Consider the following 20,026-nt stretch of genomic DNA (forward strand, 5'->3'; position numbering starts at 1 on the left):
TTTTACAACGCCGGGCCCGATCCCACAGGGTCCGCGTTACCAAAACGTACATTGCAGGGAGCTTTTTCATGCGCGTCATTCTTTTCAGCAGCCAGACCTACGACCGCGACAGTTTTCTCGGCGTGTCGCTGCCGCCCGGCCTGGAACTGCAATTCCAGCCCGCCCGGCTCACCCTCGACACCGTGGCCCTGGCCGAACGCCACGAAGTGGTCTGCGCGTTTATCAACGATGACCTCAGCGCGCCCGTGCTCGAGCACCTGGCCACGGGCGGAACCCGCCTGATCGCGCTGCGCTCGGCCGGTTACAACCATGTCGACCTCGCCGCCGCCAAGCGCCTGGGCCTGACCATCGTGCGTGTGCCCGCCTACTCGCCTCATGCCGTCGCCGAACACGCCGTGGCACTGATTCTCGCCCTGAACCGGCGCCTGCACCGTGCCTACAACCGCACCCGCGAGGGCGATTTCAGCCTGCATGGCCTGACCGGCTTCGACCTTGTCGGCAAGACCGTCGGCGTGGTCGGCACCGGGCAGATCGGCGCCACCTTCGCCAAGATCATGGCCGGTTTCGGCTGCCACCTGCTGGCCTACGACCCGTTCCCCAACCCGCTGGTCCAAGCGCTCGGTGCGCGCTATGTGAGCCTGCCCGAGCTGCTGGCCGAAGCGCAGATCATCAGCCTGCACTGCCCGCTCACCACCGACAGCAAGCACCTGATCAACGCCCGCTCCCTGGCGCAGATGCAGCCCGGCGCGATGCTGATCAACACCGGGCGCGGTGGCCTGGTGGACACCCCCGCGCTGATCGAAGCGCTCAAGGACGGCCAACTCGGCTACCTGGGGCTGGATGTGTATGAAGAAGAAGCCCAGCTGTTTTTCGAGGACCGCTCCGACCTGCCCCTGCAGGACGACGTGCTCGCGCGCCTGCTGACGTTCCCCAACGTGATCATCACCGCGCACCAGGCATTTCTCACCCGCGAGGCCCTGGCGGCGATCGCCGAGACCACCCTGGCCAACATTGCGGCCTGGGCCGATGGCCGGGCGCAGAATCGTGTCGACGGATGATCAGCGGTCACATACCAGGCGCATGATCCGCAGGCGCGCGTGCTAGGATGCCGCGCCTATTTGGAGGAACCATGGCCGAACACGATTTCCGCTTCAGCTTGCTGAGCCCGCAACACACCCTGATCGAATGCCGCGCCCTGGTGCCGGGCCGCTATCAGGTCACCGGCAACGGTGGTTCGATCAAGCATGGCGACGTACTGATCGTCACCCTGCGCGGCAGTAAAACCCTGTCGATGCGCCTCACCGTCGAAGGCGACGCGCGCTACTCCATCCGCCCGGCAGGTCAGTGGGTCGCCATGGCCCAGGGGCCGAAGTTCGGCGAGCTGGAGATTCACACCTGGAAGGTCAACTGCGACAGCTGCGAGGCCGTGCTGGAGTTTGAATTCGCGGTGGAGACCAAGCTGACCAAGGAACCGCTGCAACCGGCCGCCAATGCGCGCATTGCCGAGTTGGGCTGGGCCAGCGAAGGCGCCAAGCACCGCTGCCCGAAATGCCAGAAGGCCGCGCAATGAAGGGCCTGCTTCTGCTGGCCGCCGTCGGTGCCGGCCTGATGGGCTGCGCCGGTGATGCGGCAAAGCTCGAGCGGGATCACAGCTACGTGGTGGAATGGATCGGTGAGCGGCCGCTGATGGATTACGCGCACCTGAGTGTCACCTTGGGCGCCGATGGGCGCGCCTACGGCAACGGCGGGTGCAACCACTGGTTTGCACCGTACACCGTCGAGGGCGACAAACTCAGCTTCGGCAAGATCGGCAGTACGCGCAAACTCTGCGGCGACGCCCTGATGGAGCAGGAACACCGCTTCTTCCAGGCCCTGCAAGGCGTTGAGCGCTGGGACATCTCGCCGATCGAGCAGACCCGCTTCTGGCCGGCCGAAGGCAAGCCTATCCGCCTGTGGCTGGAAGAAGGCTGATAGCAGGTTCAATGGAATCTAACTGTGGGAGGGGGCTTGCTCCCGATTGCGCTATGTCAGTACCGAATATGCTGGCTGACACACCGCTATCGGGAGCAAGCCCCCTCCCATATGTTCAACCGCGCAGGGCCTTGAGCTTGGCCAGCACGCCTTGTGCCGTCTGTTCGCCCATCAACTGCTCACGCACCTTGCCCTTGTCGTCGATGATGTAAGTCACCGGCAACGCTTCGCTGCGTGGAATATCAAAGATCCCGTCCGGGTTCTGCGCCAGCACGGTGAACTTGATGCCCAGCTTGTCACTGGCTTCCTTCAGTTCCGCGCCCTGCACATTGTCGAAATTGACCCCGAACACGCCGACGTTCTGCCCTTTGAGCTGTTCAGCCAAGGCATTGAGCTCCGGGATTTCCGTGCGGCACGGGCCACACCATTCCGCCCAGTAGTTGACCACCAGCCATTGCTTGTCCAGGCGTTCGGCCGCCACTTTCTGGCCATATTGGTCAACGCCGTAGTCATTACCGCAGCCGCTGAGCAGCAGGGTTGTGATGATCGCCAATGCACCGATCAGTCGCCTTGTCATGGGGTAATCCTTCGCAAAAATGAACGTTGGCTGCGACGGATCGCCTCTTACGGTTTAAGGACCGGGCGCAGCGCAGGTAGAATACCCGCCACCTTACGCAAGATGCGACCCGCACATGACCGATCTGACGCTTTATCACAACCCGCGCTGCTCGAAATCCCGCGGAGCGCTCGAACTGCTGGAAGCACGCGGCCTCGCGCCGACGGTGGTGCGCTACCTGGAAACTCCGCTGAATGCCGCGCAACTGAAGGCCCTGCTGGCAAAACTGGGGATCAGCGCGCGCCAATTGCTGCGCACCGGCGAAGAGGAATACAAAACCCTCAACCTGGCAGACGCGACGCTCAGCGAAACCCAGTTGATCGCCGCCATCGCCGAGCACCCCAAGTTGATGGAACGTCCGATCCTCGAAACCCCCGACAAAGCCATCATCGGCCGCCCACCGGAGAGCGTGCTGGAGATCCTGCCGTGAGTACGCCGTATGTGCTGGTGTTGTATTACAGCCGCAACGGCTCGGTCAGCGAAATGGCCCGGCACATTGCCCGAGGCATCGAACAAGGCGGGATGGAAGCGCGCCTGCGCACCGTACCGGCGATCTCCAGCGAGTGCGAAGCCGTAGCGCCGAGCATTCCGGCCGAAGGCGCGCTGTATGCCAGCCTGGATGATCTGAAGAACTGTTCAGGCCTGGCCCTGGGCAGCCCGACCCGCTTCGGCAACATGGCCGCGCCGTTGAAGTACTTTATCGACGGCACCAGTAACCTGTGGCTGACCGGCGCCCTGGTCGGCAAACCGGCCGGGGTGTTCACCTCCACCGCCAGCCTGCACGGCGGCCAGGAGACCACGCTGATGTCGATGCTGCTGCCGCTGCTGCACCACGGCATGCTGATCACCGGCCTGCCCTATAGCGAACAAGCGCTGCTCGACACCCAGGGTGGCGGTACGCCTTATGGCGCCAGCCACCATGCTGGCCCCGACGGCAAGCGCCTGCTGGATCAACATGAAATCGCCCTGTGCAAGGCCCTCGGCCTGCGCCTGGCGAAAACCGCTGCGTTGCTGGAGAACGGCCGTGGCCAAAAAACCTAAGATCCTGCCACCCCAGGCGTGGCTGGAGCCGCGGGTCAAAGTCGCACGCGCCCTGAGCCTGCTGGCGTTTTTCGGCCTGGTGGGCTTGCTCTGCGTGTATTACCTGTTCGTCGCCGACCTGCACGGCGCACGGCCGTGGGTGATCCTGCTGATCGAACTGGTGCCGCTGCTGGTGCTGGCGCCGGGGATACTGATCGGCAGCGCACGCGGACATTCATGGATGTGCTTTGTGGTGAACCTGTATTTCATCAAGGGCGCACTGGCGGCGTATGACCCGAACCGCCAGTGGTTCGGCGTGCTGGAAATGCTGGCGAGCCTGGCGCTGTTCTGTACGGCGCTGCTGTATGTGCGCTGGCGGTTCCAGTTGGATCGGCGCTTGGCCGGCGAGGGTCAGCCAGCCTGACCCATCATCATCGCGGACAAGCCCACAGTTGAAATGCAGTTTCCTGTGGGAGTGGGCTTGCCCACGATGGCATCACCTCGGTCTCAATGATTGACCGTATACGCCAGCATCATCGACAACTGACACATCGGCCGCCCGCTCTCGGCATGCCACTGGTTGAACGCCCCCTGCACCGTCGCCAGATCGCGCAGGCTGGTGGGGGCCTTGTCGACGATCTTCTGCGCGTGCAGGGCCGCGACCACGTCATCGCTCGGCACGAACGTATCCTTGCCCACCATGCGCAGGAAGCGCGGCGCCGACAGCCCGCCCAACTGATGACCGTGCTTGCTCAGGTATTTCCATAAACCGACGATATCGGTCACCGGCCAGTCGGCGATAAACGCGCCGAAACCACCCTTCTCCTGGGCGATATCCAGGATCATCTGCGCGTTGCGCGGCACACTCTTGAGCTTGCCCAGGTGGCGGATGATGCGCGTGTCCTGCATCAAGCGCTCCAGGTGCTCGGCGCCCATCAGCACGACTTTTTCCGGGTCGAAGCCAAAGAACACCTGCTCGAATGCAGGCCATTTGGCATCCACCACGCTGTGCTTGAGCCCGGCGCGGAAAACCCGCAGCGCCAGGGTCGACAGGTAGCGATCATCACTGATCTGGCGTAATTGCGCCGGCGTCTTGGGCACAGGCAGACGGGCTTCCAGTTCGGCCGCCGAACCGAAGCGGTTCAGACAATATTCGTGCAGCCACTTGTAATCGCGCATGCCCTCTCCTGGGGATTGAAATGAAAACGGCGCCTGTGAGCGCCGTCGTTCAGAGCGTTGAGAAACGTCAGAGGTTCACCACGTTGACGAAGCGCGAAGCGGCGTTCTCGTCGATACGCAGGCTGGTGAAGTCGAACAGGTTACGGTCGGCCAACTGCGACGGGATCACGTTCTGCAAGCTGCGGAAGATACTCTCGGTACGCCCTGGGGTCTTGCGTTCCCAGTCCTGGAGCATCTCCTTGACCACCTGGCGCTGCAGGTTTTCCTGGGAGCCGCACAGGTTGCACGGGATGATCGGGAATTGCTTGAAGTCGGAGTAGGCCTGGATGTCCTTCTCGTTGCAATACGCCAGCGGGCGAATCACCACGTTGCGTCCGTCATCGGCGCGCAGCTTGGGCGGCATGGCCTTGAGGGAGCCGTTGAAGAACATGTTGAGGAAGAATGTCTCGACGATATCGTCGCGGTGATGCCCCAGGGCCATCTTGGTCGCACCGATCTCATCGGCAAACGTGTAGAGCGTGCCACGGCGCAGGCGCGAACACAGCGAGCAGGTGGTCTTGCCCTCCGGGATCAGCTCCTTGACCACCGAATAGGTGTCTTTTTCGACGATGTGGTACTCGATGCCCAGTGTCTTGAGGTAGGCCGGCAGCACGTCTTCGGGGAAGCCCGGTTGTTTCTGGTCCATGTTGACGGCAACGATCTCGAACTTGATCGGCGCAACCTTTTGCAGGTGCAGCAGCACGTCGAGCATGGTGTAGCTGTCTTTGCCGCCGGAGAGGCAGACCATGACCTTGTCGCCGTCCTCGATCATGTTGAAATCGGCGACCGCTTCACCGGCCAGGCGACGCAGGCGTTTTTGCAGTTTGTTCTGGTTGACCGTAAGAGTGCCCATGGCGCTTGGATCCGCTAGAGGTGTGTGACGAAAAGCGCGGTATTTTACCGGTAAGGTTGACCAAGTTCCAATGTGAGAAGGAGCAAGCCTCCTTCCCCACTTGAGTGCATTGCCAACGACAGACCGCGCCGCGATTAAGCCCACTGTTTACAGCGCAATTTGCTCTAAAGCCCTACGGTTTTTCCGGTCATCACTTCCTATACTGCGACTTGAGGTCGCACATAACTATCCAGACCTTTCAGGCCATCTGGCCCGTGGGCGCTCCGATGGGGGGCGATGGTAATAACGACAGGAGTGACTGGCATGATCCATCACGTCGTGGGGCTTTTTACCCATCCCGACCAGGAATGGCGGGAAATTCGTGGCGATAAAGAAGAAAGCGTCAGCCACATGTACCTCACTCACACCTTGATTCTCGCGGCGATCCCCGCCGTATCAGCCTTTATCGGCACCACCCAGGTCGGCTGGGTCATCGGCAGTCGTTCCCCGGTCATGCTGACCCAGGAAAGCGCCTTGTGGATGACCGTCATGTCGTACCTGGCGATGCTCGGCGGCGTAGCGGTCATGGGCGCCTTCATTCACTGGATGGCGCGCACCTACGACGCCAGCCCCAGCATGGCGCGTTGTATCGCCTTTGCCACCTACACCGCGACACCGTTGTTCATCGGCGGGCTGGCGGCGCTCTACCCGCACATGTGGCTGGGGATGGTCGTCGGCACGGCAGCGATCTGTTACACGGTGTACCTGCTGTATGTGGGGTTACCGACGTTCATGAGCATCGATCCGGACGAAGGCTTTCTGTTTTCCAGCTCGGTGCTGGCCGTGGGCCTGGTCGTGCTGGTGGCAATCATGGCGTTCACCGTGATCGTCTGGGGCCTGGGCGTTGGCCCGATCTATACCAACTAAGCGGTTTCACCCAGCAGGCAAGGCCACCGCAAGGTGGCTTTGTGCGTCATGCATGACCATTCGGCGCCTGACCGATTCGGAAACACCCGCCTTTGCGGCATACTGGCCACCTCTGGAGAGATGTACAGCATGCCCGAGCAACTCAATACCCGCGTCGAAGATTGTTTCCTGCTAGCCGAATCCTTTTTCAAACGAAGCTTCAAACGCCCCCAGGTCAGCCTCAAGTTGCGGGGCCAGAAAGCCGGTGTCGCGCATTTGCACGAAAACCTGCTGCGCTTCAACCCACAGTTGTACCGCGAAAACAGCCAACACTTCCTGAAACAGACCGTGGCCCATGAAGTGGCGCACCTGATCGCCCACCAATTGTTTGGCGAGCGCATCCAGCCCCATGGCGAGGAATGGCAACTGATCATGCGCGGCGTGTATGAACTGCCGCCAGACCGTTGCCACACCTATGAGATCAAGCGCCGCCAGGTGACCCGCTATATCTACCGCTGCCCGTGTGCGGACAGCGACTTCCCGTTTTCGTCACAGCGCCATGGGTTGGTGAGGCAGGGGCGGCGTTATCTGTGCAGGCGCTGTCGGCAGACGTTGGTGTTTACCGGGGAAACTCGCGTTGAGTGAAATATGCGGTGTGTGTGAGGGCCTCATCGGGGGCAAGCCCCCTCTCACATTTTGACCCTGTTCACAGAGCTAATTGTGGGAGGGGGCTTGCCCCCGATGAGGCCCGCCCAGTCACTACACAATCACCTTGGCAGCACGCAACGCGCTGATGCGCTGTGAGCTCAAGCCCAACTCCATCAGCACTTCATCACTGTGCGCGCCCACCGCCGCCCCGATATGCCGGGGGGCTGGCAACCCTTCGGAGAACTTCAGCGGGCAAGCCATCTGCGCCTGGGTCGAGCCGTCGGGCCGCGGCACCTGGGTGACCAGTTCCCGCGCCTTCAACTGCGGATGCTCCACGGCTTCGCTCAGGCTCAACACCGGTTCGACGCACGCATCGACCCCGGCAAACAACTCGCACAACTCCTCGAAGCTGCGCTTCTCAAACTCAACCTGCAGCGCCTGCTTGAGCGCCTTTTGCTGCTCAGGCTCGGGCGACAAACCTTGTGCCGCCAGTTCCGGTCGCCCCAACGCGGCGCACAATTGCTGCATGAATGCCGGTTCCAGACTGCCGACCGACATCCAGCGCCCATCGCGGGAACGGTAATAATCGTAGAAACTGCCGCCATTGAGCACATGGGTCTCCCACCCCGGCTCCACGCCACAGGCCAGGTAGCCAGCGCCGGCCATGGCATTCAAACTGAACGAGCAGTCGGTCATGCTCACATCCAGGTACTGGCCAACGCCGCTCTGTTGCCGCGCAATCACCGCCGCGAGCAGGCCCACCACCGCGTGCAGCGAGCCACCGGCGACATCCGCCAATTGCACGCCCAACGGCAGCGGCCCGCTGTCCCGCCGCCCGGTATGGCTGGCCACTCCGGCCAACGCCAGGTAGTTGATATCGTGCCCAGCGCGGTCCTTGTAGGGGCCGGTCTGACCGTACCCAGTGATCGACACGTAAATCAGCCGCGGGTTGATCGCCTTCAACGCCGCATACCCCAGGCCCAGGCGCTCCATCACCCCGGGGCGAAACTGTTCGAGCACGATGTCGTAGCCCTTGACCAGCTCGCGCACAATCTCCAGCGCCTCGGCCTGCTTCAGATCCAGGGCGAGGCTGCGCTTATTGCGATTGAGGTAAGCATGGCTGGCCGAGGTGCCCTGATCGTGGGGCGGCAGCACGCGCAGCAGGTCCATGCGCGTGGGCGATTCGATGCGCAGCACCTCGGCGCCCATGTCCGCCAGCATCAGCGACGCAAACGGGCCGGGCAGCAAGGTGGAAAAATCCAGTACTTTGAGGGACGCCAAGGGACCTGACATGGAGACTCCGTTTCCGATTCGACTGGCGACAGCGTAGTCAGCCTTCAGCGCCGACGGCAATCGTCAGAACGATCATCGGCAGTGACCGTTTTGATCACGGCGGGCTTTTTCCCGGCGGCGGCCTTATCATTGGCCCACGTTTGCTTGCAGGGGGTTCCATGAAATTTGCGATAGCACTGTTTTCCGCCGCCCATGCGCCCTCCTCGCGTCGCGCCTTGCTGTTCGCCCAGGCGGCGCTGGCCGGCGGGCACGAGATTGTGCGCCTGTTTTTTTATCAGGACGGCGTCTACAGTGCCTCCAACACCATCGTTGCGCCACAGGATGAGCAAGACATCGCTCGCCAATGGCGTGAGTTTGTCAGCGCGCATCAGTTGGACGCCGTGGTGTGCATCGCCGCCGCCCTGCGCCGTGGCGTGCTCGACAGCGAAGAAGCCGCGCGTTACCAGCGCAGCGCGGTGAACCTGGAGGCGCCATGGGAGCTGTCGGGCCTTGGGCAATTGCACGACGCGACCCAGGCCGCCGACCGCCTGATCTGTTTTGGAGGGCCGTGACATGTCCAAATCCTTGCTGGTCATCAGCCGCCAGGCACCGTGGTCCGGGCCGAGCGCGCGGGAAGCCCTGGATATCGTATTGGCCGGCGGCGCGTTCGATCTGCCCATCGGCCTGTTGTTCCTGGATGACGGCGTGTTCCAACTGGCGCCGCACCAGGACGCCAAGGCCGTGCAGCAAAAAGACCTCGGCGCCAACCTGCAAGCACTGGGGCTGTTCGGTATCGACGAGGTGTTTGCCTGCGGCCACAGCCTGGCTGCGCGCGGGCTGACGCACCCGGTCAATGCACAGCCGCTGAACGACGAACAGATTTCCCAGTTGATTGACCGTTACGACCAGGTGATAACCCTCTGATGTCGACTTTACATGTGGTGTCCCACTCCCCGTTTACCGATAGCCGCCTCGACAGCTGCCTGCGCGTCTGTGGCAGCGACGATGCGATCCTGCTCTGTGGCGACGGCGCCTACGGGCTGCGTCACCCGGCGCTGCTGACCAAAGGCGTGAAGGTCTTTGTGCTGGCCGAAGACAGCCTGGCGCGCAACCTGCCGCTGCCCGACTGGGCCGACTGCGTGGATTACCCAGGTTTCGTGCAGCTGTCGATCGACTACGACAAGGTCAACACCTGGCTATGAACACCCTGACCGTGGGCGCGCGCACCCTCGAACTGGACAAGGACGGCTACCTCGTCGACCTGAACGAGTGGTCGGCCGACGTGGCCAACGCCCTCGCCGCCGCCGAAGCCCTCGAGCTGACCCCGGCGCATTGGGAAATCCTCGAGCTGCTGCGCCAGTTTTATCAAGAGTTCCAGCTGTCCCCCGCCACACGCCCGCTGATCAAGTACACCGCCTTGAAGCTGGGTGCGGACAAGGGCAACAGCCTGCACCTCAACAAACTGTTCAACGGCACTCCCGCCAAACTCGCCGCCAAGCTGGCCGGCCTGCCCAGACCGACGAATTGCTTATGACCGACTTTGCTCCGCTGACCCTCGAAACCCCTGCCGAGCACCCGTTTGCGCCGTTCGTGCGTATCCTGGGCAAAGGCAAGCGCGGTGCGCGCAACCTGACCCGCGAAGAAGCCCGCGAAGCCATGGGCATGCTGCTTGACGAAAAAGTCGAAGACACCCAGCTCGGTGCCTTCCTCATGCTGCTGCGCCACAAAGAGGAAAGCCCGGAAGAACTCGCCGGTTTCACCGAAGCGGTGCGCGAGCGCCTGCACGCCCCGGCGCTGAAGGTGGATATCGACTGGCCGACCTATGCCGGCAAAAAGCGCCACCTGCCGTGGTTCCTGCTGGCCGCCAAGTGCCTGGCGCAGAACGGTGTACGCATCCTCATGCATGGCGGCGGCGCCCACACGGCCGGCCGGCTGTACACCGAGCAATTGCTGGAAGGTCTACAGATCCCGCTGTGCCGCAATTGGCAGCAGGTCGAGACAGCCTTCGAGCACGGCAACCTGGTATTCATCCCGCTGGGCGACTGGGCCCCGCAACTGCAACGCATGATCGACCTGCGCAACACCCTGGGCCTGCGCTCGCCGATCCACTCCCTGGCACGCCTGCTCAACCCGCTGAATGCACGCTGCGGCCTGCAAAGCATCTTCCATCCCGGCTACCAGGGCGTACACCGCGATGCCAGCGGCCTGCTCGGCGACACGGTGATTGTGGTCAAGGGCGATGGCGGCGAAATCGAGATCAACCCCGACACGATCAGCCACCTCTACGGCAGCACCGGTGGCGAAAGCTGGGACGAAGAATGGCCCGCCCTCGCCGCCCAGCGCCATGTCAAACCGGCCAGCCTGGAGCCCGAGCAGTTGAAAGCGCTGTGGCGCGGCGAGGTCGAGGACAGCTACCCGCAACTCGCCTTGATCGCCACCATGGCCCTGGCCTTGCGCGGCCTCGGTCATCCGCGGGAGCAAGCGTTCGAATTGGCCCAGCAATACTGGGACGCACGGGATAAATCGATTTAATCGATCATTCCCCCGCAATCTTTGCGCTTTTAGTTCGAACTCATCCCTTTAGACTGGACTCCAACGCTTATTAGCCAAGGAGCCAGTCATGGGTTTGCTGATTGAAGGACGCTGGCACGACCAGTGGTACGAAAGTAGCGCGGATGGCGCGTTCCAGCGGGAACAGGCACAACGCCGCCACTGGGTGACCGCTGACGGCCAGCCCGGCCCCAGCGGCGAAGGTGGCTTCAAGGCCGAAGCCGGTCGTTACCACCTGTATGTGTCGCTCGCCTGCCCGTGGGCCCATCGCACGCTGATCCTGCGCAAACTCAAGGGGCTGGAAGGTCTGATCGACGTGTCCGTGGTCAGCTGGCTGATGCTGGAAAACGGCTGGACCTTCGACAAGGCCCGCGGCTCCAGCGGCGACTCGCTGGATGGCTTCGCGTTCATGCACCAGCGCTACACCGCCGACACGGCCGATTACACCGGGCGCGTCACGGTGCCGGTGCTGTGGGACAAACAACTCAAGCGCATCGTCAGCAATGAATCAGCGGAGATCATCCGCATGTTCAACAGCGCGTTCAACGGGCTGACCGGCAACACCCTGGACTTCTACCCCGAGGCTCTGCGCCCGCGCATCGATGCGCTGAACGAGCGCATCTACCCCGCCGTGAACAACGGCGTGTACCGCGCAGGCTTCGCCACCTCGCAGCAGGCCTATGAGCGTGCGTTCGATGATGTGTTTGCCGAACTGGACCACTTGGAACAGCACCTGGGCGAGCATCGCTACCTGGCCGGTGAGTACCTGACCGAGGCGGATGTACGGCTGTTTACCACGCTGATTCGATTTGATGCGGTGTATTACAGCCACTTCAAATGCAACCTGCGGCGGATTGCCGATTATCCGAATCTGTCGAATTGGTTGCGGGAAATCTATCAATGGCCGGGAGTGGCCGAGACGGTGGACTTTGCGCACATCAAGGGGCATTACTATGCCAGCCACCGCACCATCAATCCGACGGGGATTGTGCCCAAGGGGCCGTTGCAGGTGTTTGATGCCGAGCATGATCGCGGGCGGTTGAGCGCTAAGGGCGTCTGGCGTTGATCCAGAGGATGGGTTGGATCTAATGGCCTCATCGGGGGCAAGCCCCCTCCCACATTGGAAGGCATTCCAAAATGTGGGAGGGGGCTTGCCCCCGATGCATTCAGGCTCAGACCTGAGCCTGGGCGCCTTCAAACCATTTGAGCTTCTCGCGCAGCACCACCACTTCACCGACGATCACCAGCGTCGGCGCATGCACTTCATGCTCCGCCACAAGGCGCGGCAGGTCGGCCAGGGTGCCGGTGAACACGCGCTGGTTGGACGTGGTGCCCTGCTGGATCAACGCCGCTGGCGTGTCCGCCGAACGTCCATGCTTGATCAGCTGTTCGCAGATGATCGGCAAACCGATCAAGCCCATGTAGAACACCAGGGTCTGCGACGGGCCCACCAGATCACTCCAAGGCAGGTCCGAGGTGCCGTTCTTCAGGTGACCGGTGATAAAGCGCACCGATTGCGCATAATCACGGTGGGTCAACGGAATCCCGGCATACGCCGCGCAGCCGCTGGCCGCCGTGATCCCCGGCACCACCTGGAACGGAATGCCATGGGCCGCCAGTTCTTCGATCTCTTCGCCGCCACGGCCGAAGATGAACGGATCGCCGCCCTTGAGGCGCAGCACGCGCTTGCCTTGCTTGGCCAGGTCGACCAATTGCTGGTTGATCTGGTCCTGGGGCACGGCGTGATCGGCGCGACGCTTGCCCACGTAGACGCGCTCGGCATCACGACGGCACAGCTCAAGAATCGCTGGGGCCACCAGACGGTCGTAGAGCACCACATCGGCTTGCTGCATCAAACGCAAGGCGCGGAAGGTCAACAGGTCCGGATCGCCGGGGCCGGCGCCCACCAGGTAGACTTCGCCCGGCGCATAAGGCGGCGCGCCGTTGACCTTTTCGATCAGCAAACGCTCGGCTTCATCGCCCTGCCCGGCCAGTTGCCGGTCGGCAATCGGGCCCTGGAAGACTTCTTCCCAGAACGCGCGGCGCTGCTGCACGTCCGGGTACAAACGCTTGACCTGGGCCCGAAAGCGCGCCGCCAGCCCGGCCAACTGGCCATACGTGGACGGAATCCAGGTTTCCAGCTTGGCCCGGATCAAGCGCGCCAATACCGGCGCATCGCCGCCGCTGGACACCGCGATCACCAGGGGCGAACGGTCGACAATCGCCGGGAAGATCACGCTGCACAGGGCTGGCGCATCCACCACGTTGACCGGTACGCAACGGCGCTTGGCATCACTGGACACTTGCGCGTTCAGTGGTTCGTCGTCCGTTGCAGCGATGATCAGGGTGCAACCGTCAAGGTCGGCCTCCTGATAACCGCGCACGATCAGTTCCCCGCCACTGCCCAGCACCAGTTCACGCAACTGGTCTTCGATCTGGGGAGCAACCACCCGCAGCAGTGCGCCGGCGTCGGCCAGCAGGCGGGACTTGCGCAAGGCAATCTCCCCGCCACCGACGACCAACACACGACTGCCGCGCAGGTTATGAAACAGCGGCAGAAATTCCATTTAACCGATGACCTCGATGCCCGCCATGTACGGCTTGAGCACATCCGGCACACGGATCGAGCCGTCGGCCTGCTGGTAGTTTTCGAGCACGGCCACCAGGGTACGGCCTACGGCCAGGCCCGAACCGTTGAGGGTATGCACCAGTTCCGGCTTGCCGGTTTCCGGGTTGCGGAAACGCGCCTGCATGCGACGGGCCTGGAAATCACCGCAGTTGGAGCACGACGAGATCTCGCGGTATTTATCCTGGCTCGGCACCCACACTTCGAGGTCGTAGGTCTTCACGGCGCTGAAACCCATGTCGCCGGTACACAGCGCCAGCACGCGGTACGGCAGCTCCAACAGTTGCAGCACGCGTTCGGCGTTGGCGGTCAGGCCTTCGAGGGCTTCCATGGAGGTCGACGGCTCGACAACCTGCACCATCTCGACTTTGTCGAACTGGTGCTGGCGGATCATGCCGCGGGTGTCGCGCCCCGATGCACCGGCTTCACTGCGAAAGCACGGCGTGTGGGCGACGAGCTTGAGCGGCAGGTGCTTGGCGTCGAGGATCTCGCCGGCGACGATGTTGGTCAGCGACACTTCGGCGGTCGGGATCAGGTACAGGTCGGCTTCGCCATCGCGGCTGATCTTGAACAGGTCTTCCTCGAACTTCGGCAACTGGCCGGTGCCCTGCAGGGCCGGCGCCTGAACCAGATACGGGGTGTAGGCCTCTTCGTAGCCGTGCTCGCCGGTGTGCAGGTTGATCATGAACTGCGCCAGGGCGCGATGCAGGCGGGCAATCGGGCCACGCAGCAAGGCAAAGCGCGCACCGGACAGCTTGGCGGCGGTTTCGAAATCCAGGCCGCCGTTCAGTTCGCCCAGGGCGACGTGGTCCTTGATCGCGAAATCAAAGGCCTTTGGCGTGCCCCAGCGGCGCACTTCGACGTTGCCGTCTTCGTCCGCACCGACCGGCACCGACTCGTGCGGCAAGTTCGGAATGCCCAGCAGGATCGAATCCAGCTCGCCCTGGATCTTGTCCAGTTCGAGTTTGCCGTCGGACAGCTCGGTGCCCATGCGCTCGACATCCGCCATCAACGGCGCGATGTCTTCACCGCGCTGCTTGGCCTGCCCGATGGACTTGGAACGCGCATTACGCTCAGCCTGCAGTGCTTCGGTGCGGGTCTGGACGGTCTTGCGCTGTTCTTCCAGCGCTTCGATGCGCGCAACATCCAAGGCAAAGCCACGGGATGCCAGGCGGTCCGCTACGTCCTGAAGGTTGCTACGTAACAGTTTGGAATCGAGCATGTCGGTCTCTCGTTTATCAAAGTTTGGTCAAGGACAGGCCGGCCCAGGTGGCGAGCAGCCCGCCGAACACGCTGATGCCCAGGTACCCGAAGGCGACCAGGGCCTGCCCGCTTTCCAGCAGGCGCACCGTATCCAGTGAAAAGGATGAAAAGGTCGTCAGACCGCCTACAAAGCCGACAATCAAGCCAGCACGAATTTCAATCGGCACTTCCGGGCGCAACAGGAACCAACCGTACAACAGCCCGATGATCAGGCAGCCGACCAGGTTGACCGCCAGGGTCGCCGTATAAAAATACCTCGGCCAGTTGGCGTTAACCCAATTACCAGTGGCGAAACGCAATAATGTACCAGCGATGCCGGCAACGGACACGGCAAGAATCGTCTTGAGCACTACTTTCTCCGCTGTTTGGGGCTGAGACGGTCGAGTTGAGCGAGGTGATTGAGCTTTTCACCGATCTTCAGCTCCAGGCCACGGGGCACCGGCTGGTAGAACGGCTGCGGCTCGAGCGCGTCAGGGAAGTAATCTTCGCCGGCGGCATAGGCGTCCGGCTCATCGTGGGCGTAGCGGTATTCATCGCCGTAACCCAGTTGTTTCATCAATTTGGTCGGCGCATTGCGCAGGTGCAGCGGCACCTCGAGGGAGCCATGTTCGGCTGCGGCGCGCAGTGCCGATTTGAAGCCCATGTACACCGCGTTGCTTTTCGGCGCGCAGGCCAGGTAGGTAATGGCCTGGGCCACCGCCAGTTCGCCTTCGGGGCTGCCCAGGCGCTCCTGCACTTCCCACGCCGCAAGGCACAGGCTCAAGGCGCGGGGGTCGGCGTTGCCGATGTCTTCGCTGGCCATACGCACCACGCGGCGCGCGAGGTAGAGCGGGTCGCAGCCACCGTCGATCATGCGCGCGAACCAGTACAACGCGCCGTCGGGGTTGGAGCCGCGCACCGATTTGTGCAGCGCCGAAATCTGATCGTAGAACGCTTCGCCACCCTTGTCGAAACGCCGGCGCGTGTCGCCGAGCAGGCTTTGCAGGAGTTCGACGCCAATCTCGCTGCCGTCCTCGGCCAGGTCGGAGGCGTTCTCCAGCAGGTTCAGAAAGCGCCGCCCATCGCCGTCGGCGGCGCTGAACAGGATCTTGAAGCCTTCTTCGCTGAGGCTCAACTGGCGCTTGCCCAAGCCCTTGTCTTCGCTCAAGGCGCGCTGCAGCAGCTTTTGCATCGCCGCTTCATCCAGGCTCTTGAGCACATACACCCGCGCCCGCGAGAGCAAGGCGTTGTTCAATTCGAAGGACGGGTTCTCGGTGGTCGCACCGATAAAAATCAGCGTGCCGTCTTCGACATACGGCAAGAACGCGTCCTGCTGCGACTTGTTGAAGCGATGCACTTCGTCGACGAACAAGATGGTGCGCTTGCCGTATTGCCCGGCCTGCTGCTTGGCCACTTCCACGGCCTGGCGGATCTCTTTGACCCCAGCCAGCACCGCCGAGACCGTTTCGAAGTGGGCATCCGAGACTTTCGCCAACAGCCGCGCCAGCGTGGTTTTACCCACCCCCGGCGGCCCCCAGAAAATCATCGAGTGCAGCGCACCCTGCTCCAGGGCTTCGCGCAAAGGCTTGCCGCGAGCGAGCAGGTGTTCCTGACCGACGTACTCATCCAGGTTGGTCGAACGCAAGCGTGCGGCCAGGGGTTGAGCGATCGGGTCACTTCGAAACAGGTCCATGGGCAGCGTTTGAAACCTCTAGGCAGGTTATTCCTGGATCACGTCGGCACCCTTGGGGATGTCGAACTTGAACGTGGACGCGGGCACCGGCACGTTGGCCTTGACCCCGGTGAACAGGATATCGGTGCGCTGGCCGACGCTGTCGATCAGGCGCATGTTATTGATCACGCCGTTACCGAACGAAAGGTGCAGGCTGTCGAACAGCGTGTCCTTGGATTTCGGCTTGAGGGTGAATTCGATCACGTTGCTGGTTTGCTTGGAGGTGATCTCGAAGCTGTCGTTGATCTTCGACACATCGCCCGACAGCAACAGCGCCGGGGTCTGGTTCAAGCGCGGATCGAGCTTTTTGATGGTCGCCTGTTCCAGGTCCGGGTCCCACAGCGTGACTTTCTGGCCATCGGAAACGATGGTCTGCTCGGCCTTCCCTTCCGTGTGCCAGTAAAACAGCCCAGGGCGCTGCACGGCCATTTCACCGGCGGTTTCCTGCAACTGGGTGCCGCCGGCATCCAGGGTCAGCTGGGAGAAGCGCGCGGTCAGGGTCTTGGATTTGTCCAGCAGGTTGGTCAGGCTGGCGACGGAGGCCGGATCAGCGTGAGCCGAAACAGCAGTCAGGGCCAGTGCCGGCAACAACAGCATGCGGATAAGACGCATGGGAGTCCTCATTGAGTCGTTAGGGCGCGCCGCGTGCTGCCACGCGGCGCGTGATCAGTCGCGCATCTGCCCGGGGGCGATGACTTCGCGCGAGCCGTTGGTGTTCATTGCGGTGACGACGCCGGCATTTTCCATGGCTTCGATCATGCGGGCGGCGCGGTTGTAGCCGATTTTCAGCTTGCGCTGCACGGCGGAGATCGAGGCGCGACGGCTTTCCAACACGAAGGCCACCGCTTCGTCGTACAGCGCGTCGGTTTCGGCATCATCGTCGCCACCGCTGCTGCCGCCGTCGAAGCCGCTGCCGGCTTCTTCAACACCGGCGAGGATGTCGTCGTTGTATTCCGGCGCACCGCGCAGTTTCCAGGCTTCCACCACGCGATGCACTTCATCGTCGGAAACGAACGCGCCATGCACGCGAATCGGCAGGCTGGTGCCCGGCGGCATGTAGAGCATGTCACCGTGGCCCAGCAATTGTTCGGCGCCGCCCTGGTCGATGATGGTCCGCGAGTCGATCTTGCTCGACACCTGGAACGCCATGCGCGTCGGGATGTTGGCCTTGATCAGACCGGTGATCACATCCACCGACGGCCGCTGGGTTGCGAGGATCAAGTGGATACCGGCAGCACGCGCCTTCTGTGCGATACGTGCGATCAACTCTTCAACCTTCTTGCCGACGATCATCATCATGTCGGCAAATTCGTCGACCACCACGACGATGGTCGGCAACTTGGTCAGCAATGGCGCTTCGTCGTGGATGCTTTCGCGCTTGTACAGCGGGTCGGTCAGCGGCGTGCCGGCGTCCTGGGCTTCCTTGACCTTGGCATTGAAGCCCGACAGGTTGCGCACGCCCATCTTCGCCATCAGCTTGTAGCGCCGCTCCATCTCGGCAACGCTCCAGCGCAGGGCGTTGGCGGCGTCCTTCATATCGGTGACCACCGGGCAGAGCAAGTGCGGAATGCCTTCGTAGATCGACAATTCGAGCATCTTCGGGTCGATCATGATCAGCTTGGCGTCTTCCGGGCCGGACTTGAACAGGATCGACAGGATCATCGCGTTGACCCCCACCGACTTACCCGAACCGGTGGTACCGGCCACGAGCAGGTGAGGCATTTTCGCCAGGTCGGTGATTACCGGCTTGCCGCCGATGTCATGGCCCAGGGCCAGGGTGACCGGCGATTTGAAGTTGTCGTATTCCGGGGTCGACAGCACCTCGGAGAAGCGCACGATCTGGCGGTCTTCGTTGGGAATCTCGATGCCCACGGTGGTTTTGCCAGGGATCACTTCCACCACGCGCACGCTGGTCACGGCCAGGGAGCGGGCGAGGTCTTTGGCCAGGTTGGAGATTCGGCTGACCTTGACCCCGGCCGCTGGCTGGATTTCGTAACGGGTAATCACCGGGCCGGGGTGGATCGAGTCCACCGAGACTTCGACGCCGAATTCCTTGAGTTTGATTTCCAGCAGATGGCCGACGGCCGCCAGGGACTCCGGGGAATAGTTGAGTTGTTTCTTCTCGGCCGGGTCGAGAATCGAGATCGGCGGCAGCGTGCCTTCGACCGCGCTGTCGACAAACAACGGCGCCTGTTTTTCTTTCTGCACGCGATGGCTCGGCTCGGGAGCCTTGGGCGGTGCCGGGGCAATCACCGGCGGCACCTGTTTCTCGCGCTCCGACATGTGCTTGCTCAGGGCTTGTTCGCGTTCGATCAGGCGTTCCTTGACCTTGGCCTGTTCACGCCGGTCCGGCGTGCTCGGGGCCACGACCTCGTTGACGCGGGTGTCCACCTCGCGCAATTGGGCCACCATGCGCTTGCGCTCCACCCGGGCCGCCCACCAGCGGTTGGCGGCGCCCTGGAACAGCTCCAGCAGGTCGAGGGTGATTTTGCCGGTCACGTCCATCACCTTGAACCACGACAGGTCGGTGAACACGGTGAGGCCGAACAGGAACAGCGCGATAAACATCAGCGTGCTGCCCTGGATATTCAGGGTCTTGCGGGCCAGGTCGCCGAGGCTCTCACCCAGCGCGCCGCCAGCACCCGCCGGCAGGCCGGTCGGCGCATGGAAATGGATATGCGCCAGCGCCGCGCCGGACAGCACCAGGAACACCAGGCCGATCAGGCGCCAGGAAAACAGCCAGCCACTCCACTGCCACGGCTCATGACGCTGGCGGAAGATCTGCCAGGTCTTGATCGCCAGCAGCAACGGGAAGATGTACGCGAAATAACCCAGCACCATGAACAGTATATCGGCGCTGTAGGAACCGGCAGGCCCACCGAAGTTCTGCACGTCATCGATCTTGCTGTTGTGGCTCCAGCCCGGATCGTCCTTGCCATAGGTGAGCAAGGCCATCATCAGGAACAGGCACAGCGCGCCGATGGCGATCAGCGCACCTTCCTTGAGCCGATAATGCAGGTGCTGACGCCAGGCCGGCACGACTGTTTTTTGTGTCGCGGTGGATTTCTTCAAAACGGGTCTTTTCCTGCGCCTTTAGCGCGTCCATCTGTTGAATGACTGCACACTGCCGCCCAATCCGAGCAGCCGAAAAATAAACGAACGCCGTTAAATCTACCTTTAACACCGAGCGATTGACGAGTGAAACGGCGATAACGCCAGAATGCCCGCATTGTACGGGTTTGTGTCCGCGATGCCACGCCCTTGCCCCTTGCGCGGCAGCCTGGACAATTCAAGTGTCACACACTGTTCAATTTGAGCATGCATTGTCTTTGCTGACAAAGGCTTATGCGCTGTTTTTAGCAATCCAGGCAAGCTTGGCAATTGGCCTGCATG

The 20,026-nt window shown here is 62.4% G+C and carries 24 protein-coding genes; 14 read left to right on the forward strand and 10 right to left on the reverse strand.

The window, feature by feature from the left end:
• Nucleotides 1-68: 68 nt before the first annotated feature.
• The 3 genes from TU80_RS10215 (at nt 69) to TU80_RS10225 (ending at nt 1,971) form a co-directional block, all read left to right on the forward strand.
• Complete coding sequence (locus TU80_RS10215) at nt 69-1,058, forward strand: 2-hydroxyacid dehydrogenase (RefSeq protein ID WP_057004413.1); 990 nt, start codon at nt 69-71, stop codon at nt 1,056-1,058.
• 71 nt (nt 1,059-1,129) lie between these two features.
• Entirely contained in the window at nt 1,130-1,570 is a 441-nt protein-coding gene (locus tag TU80_RS10220; protein ID WP_017848021.1) for a hypothetical protein, read from the forward strand.
• Entirely contained in the window at nt 1,567-1,971 is a 405-nt protein-coding gene (locus TU80_RS10225; RefSeq protein WP_057004414.1) for an META domain-containing protein, read from the forward strand. Before TU80_RS10220 ends, TU80_RS10225 begins: the two co-directional genes overlap by 4 nt.
• Nucleotides 1,972-2,086: 115 nt before the next feature.
• On the opposite strand, the gene TU80_RS10230 is transcribed toward TU80_RS10225, so the two are convergent.
• The gene (locus tag TU80_RS10230) at nt 2,087-2,548 is read right to left on the reverse strand and encodes a TlpA disulfide reductase family protein (RefSeq protein ID WP_017848023.1); all 462 of its coding nucleotides are present in this window, start codon (nt 2,546-2,548) and stop codon (nt 2,087-2,089) included.
• 115 nt (nt 2,549-2,663) lie between these two features.
• Between TU80_RS10230 and arsC the strand changes: the two genes are divergently transcribed.
• Genes arsC through TU80_RS10245 form a run of 3 tightly spaced genes read left to right on the forward strand, consistent with a single transcriptional unit; the run spans nt 2,664 to nt 4,031 of the window.
• Nucleotides 2,664-3,017, forward strand: coding sequence for an arsenate reductase (glutaredoxin) (gene arsC / locus TU80_RS10235; RefSeq protein WP_046382919.1), 354 nt, complete (start codon nt 2,664-2,666; stop codon nt 3,015-3,017).
• On the forward strand, nt 3,014-3,628 hold the full coding sequence (wrbA, locus tag TU80_RS10240) for an NAD(P)H:quinone oxidoreductase (protein WP_017848025.1): 615 nt from the start codon (nt 3,014-3,016) through the stop codon (nt 3,626-3,628). Before arsC ends, wrbA begins: the two co-directional genes overlap by 4 nt.
• Complete coding sequence (locus tag TU80_RS10245; RefSeq protein ID WP_017848026.1) at nt 3,612-4,031, forward strand: DUF2069 domain-containing protein; 420 nt, start codon at nt 3,612-3,614, stop codon at nt 4,029-4,031. The genes wrbA and TU80_RS10245 overlap by 17 nt, the downstream gene beginning before the upstream one ends.
• 83 nt (nt 4,032-4,114) lie before the next feature.
• Here TU80_RS10245 and TU80_RS10250 read toward each other — a convergent pair whose 3' ends face one another.
• Together TU80_RS10250 and ttcA are read right to left on the reverse strand one after the other, a co-directional pair.
• Entirely contained in the window at nt 4,115-4,786 is a 672-nt protein-coding gene (locus tag TU80_RS10250) for a DNA-3-methyladenine glycosylase I (RefSeq protein ID WP_057004415.1), read from the reverse strand.
• 67 nt (nt 4,787-4,853) lie between these two features.
• On the reverse strand, nt 4,854-5,678 hold the full coding sequence (gene ttcA, locus TU80_RS10255) for a tRNA 2-thiocytidine(32) synthetase TtcA (protein ID WP_017848028.1): 825 nt from the start codon (nt 5,676-5,678) through the stop codon (nt 4,854-4,856).
• 303 nt (nt 5,679-5,981) lie between these two features.
• Here ttcA and TU80_RS10260 point away from each other — a divergent pair, with 303 nt between their 5' ends.
• Both TU80_RS10260 and TU80_RS10265 read left to right on the forward strand, forming a co-directional pair.
• On the forward strand, nt 5,982-6,584 hold the full coding sequence (locus tag TU80_RS10260) for a Yip1 family protein (RefSeq protein ID WP_057004416.1): 603 nt from the start codon (nt 5,982-5,984) through the stop codon (nt 6,582-6,584).
• Between the two features lie 129 nt (nt 6,585-6,713).
• Complete coding sequence (locus TU80_RS10265) at nt 6,714-7,208, forward strand: SprT family zinc-dependent metalloprotease (protein ID WP_026140162.1); 495 nt, start codon at nt 6,714-6,716, stop codon at nt 7,206-7,208.
• A 114-nt stretch (nt 7,209-7,322) separates the two neighbouring features.
• Here TU80_RS10265 and TU80_RS10270 read toward each other — a convergent pair whose 3' ends face one another.
• Nucleotides 7,323-8,504, reverse strand: coding sequence for a CaiB/BaiF CoA transferase family protein (locus TU80_RS10270; RefSeq protein WP_057004417.1), 1,182 nt, complete (start codon nt 8,502-8,504; stop codon nt 7,323-7,325).
• Between the two features lie 158 nt (nt 8,505-8,662).
• On the opposite strand from TU80_RS10270, the gene tusD reads away from it, so the two are divergent.
• The 6 genes from tusD (at nt 8,663) to TU80_RS10300 (ending at nt 12,099) form a co-directional block, all read left to right on the forward strand.
• Nucleotides 8,663-9,055, forward strand: coding sequence for a sulfurtransferase complex subunit TusD (gene tusD / locus TU80_RS10275; RefSeq protein WP_046382916.1), 393 nt, complete (start codon nt 8,663-8,665; stop codon nt 9,053-9,055).
• 1 nt (nt 9,056) lies between these two features.
• Nucleotides 9,057-9,407: a sulfurtransferase complex subunit TusC gene (tusC, locus tag TU80_RS10280; RefSeq protein ID WP_017848033.1), complete on the forward strand. Its 351-nt coding sequence runs from the start codon at nt 9,057-9,059 to the stop codon at nt 9,405-9,407.
• Complete coding sequence (tusB, locus tag TU80_RS10285; RefSeq protein ID WP_017848034.1) at nt 9,407-9,685, forward strand: sulfurtransferase complex subunit TusB; 279 nt, start codon at nt 9,407-9,409, stop codon at nt 9,683-9,685. The genes tusC and tusB overlap by 1 nt, the downstream gene beginning before the upstream one ends.
• Complete coding sequence (locus tag TU80_RS10290; RefSeq protein ID WP_017848035.1) at nt 9,682-10,017, forward strand: TusE/DsrC/DsvC family sulfur relay protein; 336 nt, start codon at nt 9,682-9,684, stop codon at nt 10,015-10,017. Before tusB ends, TU80_RS10290 begins: the two co-directional genes overlap by 4 nt.
• Complete coding sequence (locus tag TU80_RS10295; protein WP_057004418.1) at nt 10,014-11,015, forward strand: glycosyl transferase family protein; 1,002 nt, start codon at nt 10,014-10,016, stop codon at nt 11,013-11,015. The genes TU80_RS10290 and TU80_RS10295 overlap by 4 nt, the downstream gene beginning before the upstream one ends.
• Nucleotides 11,016-11,103: 88 nt before the next feature.
• Nucleotides 11,104-12,099, forward strand: coding sequence for a glutathione S-transferase family protein (locus tag TU80_RS10300; RefSeq protein ID WP_057004419.1), 996 nt, complete (start codon nt 11,104-11,106; stop codon nt 12,097-12,099).
• A 106-nt stretch (nt 12,100-12,205) separates the two neighbouring features.
• Here the strand turns inward: TU80_RS10300 and cysG are convergent, their stop codons facing one another.
• From cysG to ftsK, 6 genes are read right to left on the reverse strand one after another with little or no spacing between them, the layout of a single operon-like run.
• Nucleotides 12,206-13,600 carry a siroheme synthase CysG gene (gene cysG, locus TU80_RS10305; RefSeq protein WP_057004420.1) on the reverse strand — a complete coding sequence of 465 codons (1,395 nt, stop codon included), beginning with the start codon at nt 13,598-13,600 and terminating at the stop codon, nt 12,206-12,208.
• Nucleotides 13,601-14,881 (reverse strand): serine--tRNA ligase, encoded by a 1,281-nt coding sequence (gene serS / locus TU80_RS10310; protein WP_017848039.1) that lies wholly within the window; start codon nt 14,879-14,881, stop codon nt 13,601-13,603.
• A gap of 16 nt (nt 14,882-14,897) precedes the next feature.
• Nucleotides 14,898-15,272, reverse strand: a complete 375-nt coding sequence (gene crcB / locus TU80_RS10315) for a fluoride efflux transporter CrcB (RefSeq protein WP_057004421.1) — start codon at nt 15,270-15,272, stop codon at nt 14,898-14,900.
• Nucleotides 15,272-16,594 carry a replication-associated recombination protein A gene (locus TU80_RS10320; protein ID WP_057004422.1) on the reverse strand — a complete coding sequence of 441 codons (1,323 nt, stop codon included), beginning with the start codon at nt 16,592-16,594 and terminating at the stop codon, nt 15,272-15,274. The genes crcB and TU80_RS10320 overlap by 1 nt, the downstream gene beginning before the upstream one ends.
• A gap of 27 nt (nt 16,595-16,621) precedes the next feature.
• Complete coding sequence (lolA, locus tag TU80_RS10325; protein WP_017848042.1) at nt 16,622-17,245, reverse strand: outer membrane lipoprotein periplasmic chaperone LolA; 624 nt, start codon at nt 17,243-17,245, stop codon at nt 16,622-16,624.
• Nucleotides 17,246-17,299: 54 nt separating this feature from the next.
• Nucleotides 17,300-19,705 carry a DNA translocase FtsK gene (gene ftsK, locus TU80_RS10330; protein WP_017848043.1) on the reverse strand — a complete coding sequence of 802 codons (2,406 nt, stop codon included), beginning with the start codon at nt 19,703-19,705 and terminating at the stop codon, nt 17,300-17,302.
• Nucleotides 19,706-20,026: the final 321 nt, after the last annotated feature.

The organism is Pseudomonas veronii (assembly GCF_001439695.1).
In the GTDB taxonomy this organism is placed as follows: domain Bacteria; phylum Pseudomonadota; class Gammaproteobacteria; order Pseudomonadales; family Pseudomonadaceae; genus Aquipseudomonas; species Aquipseudomonas veronii.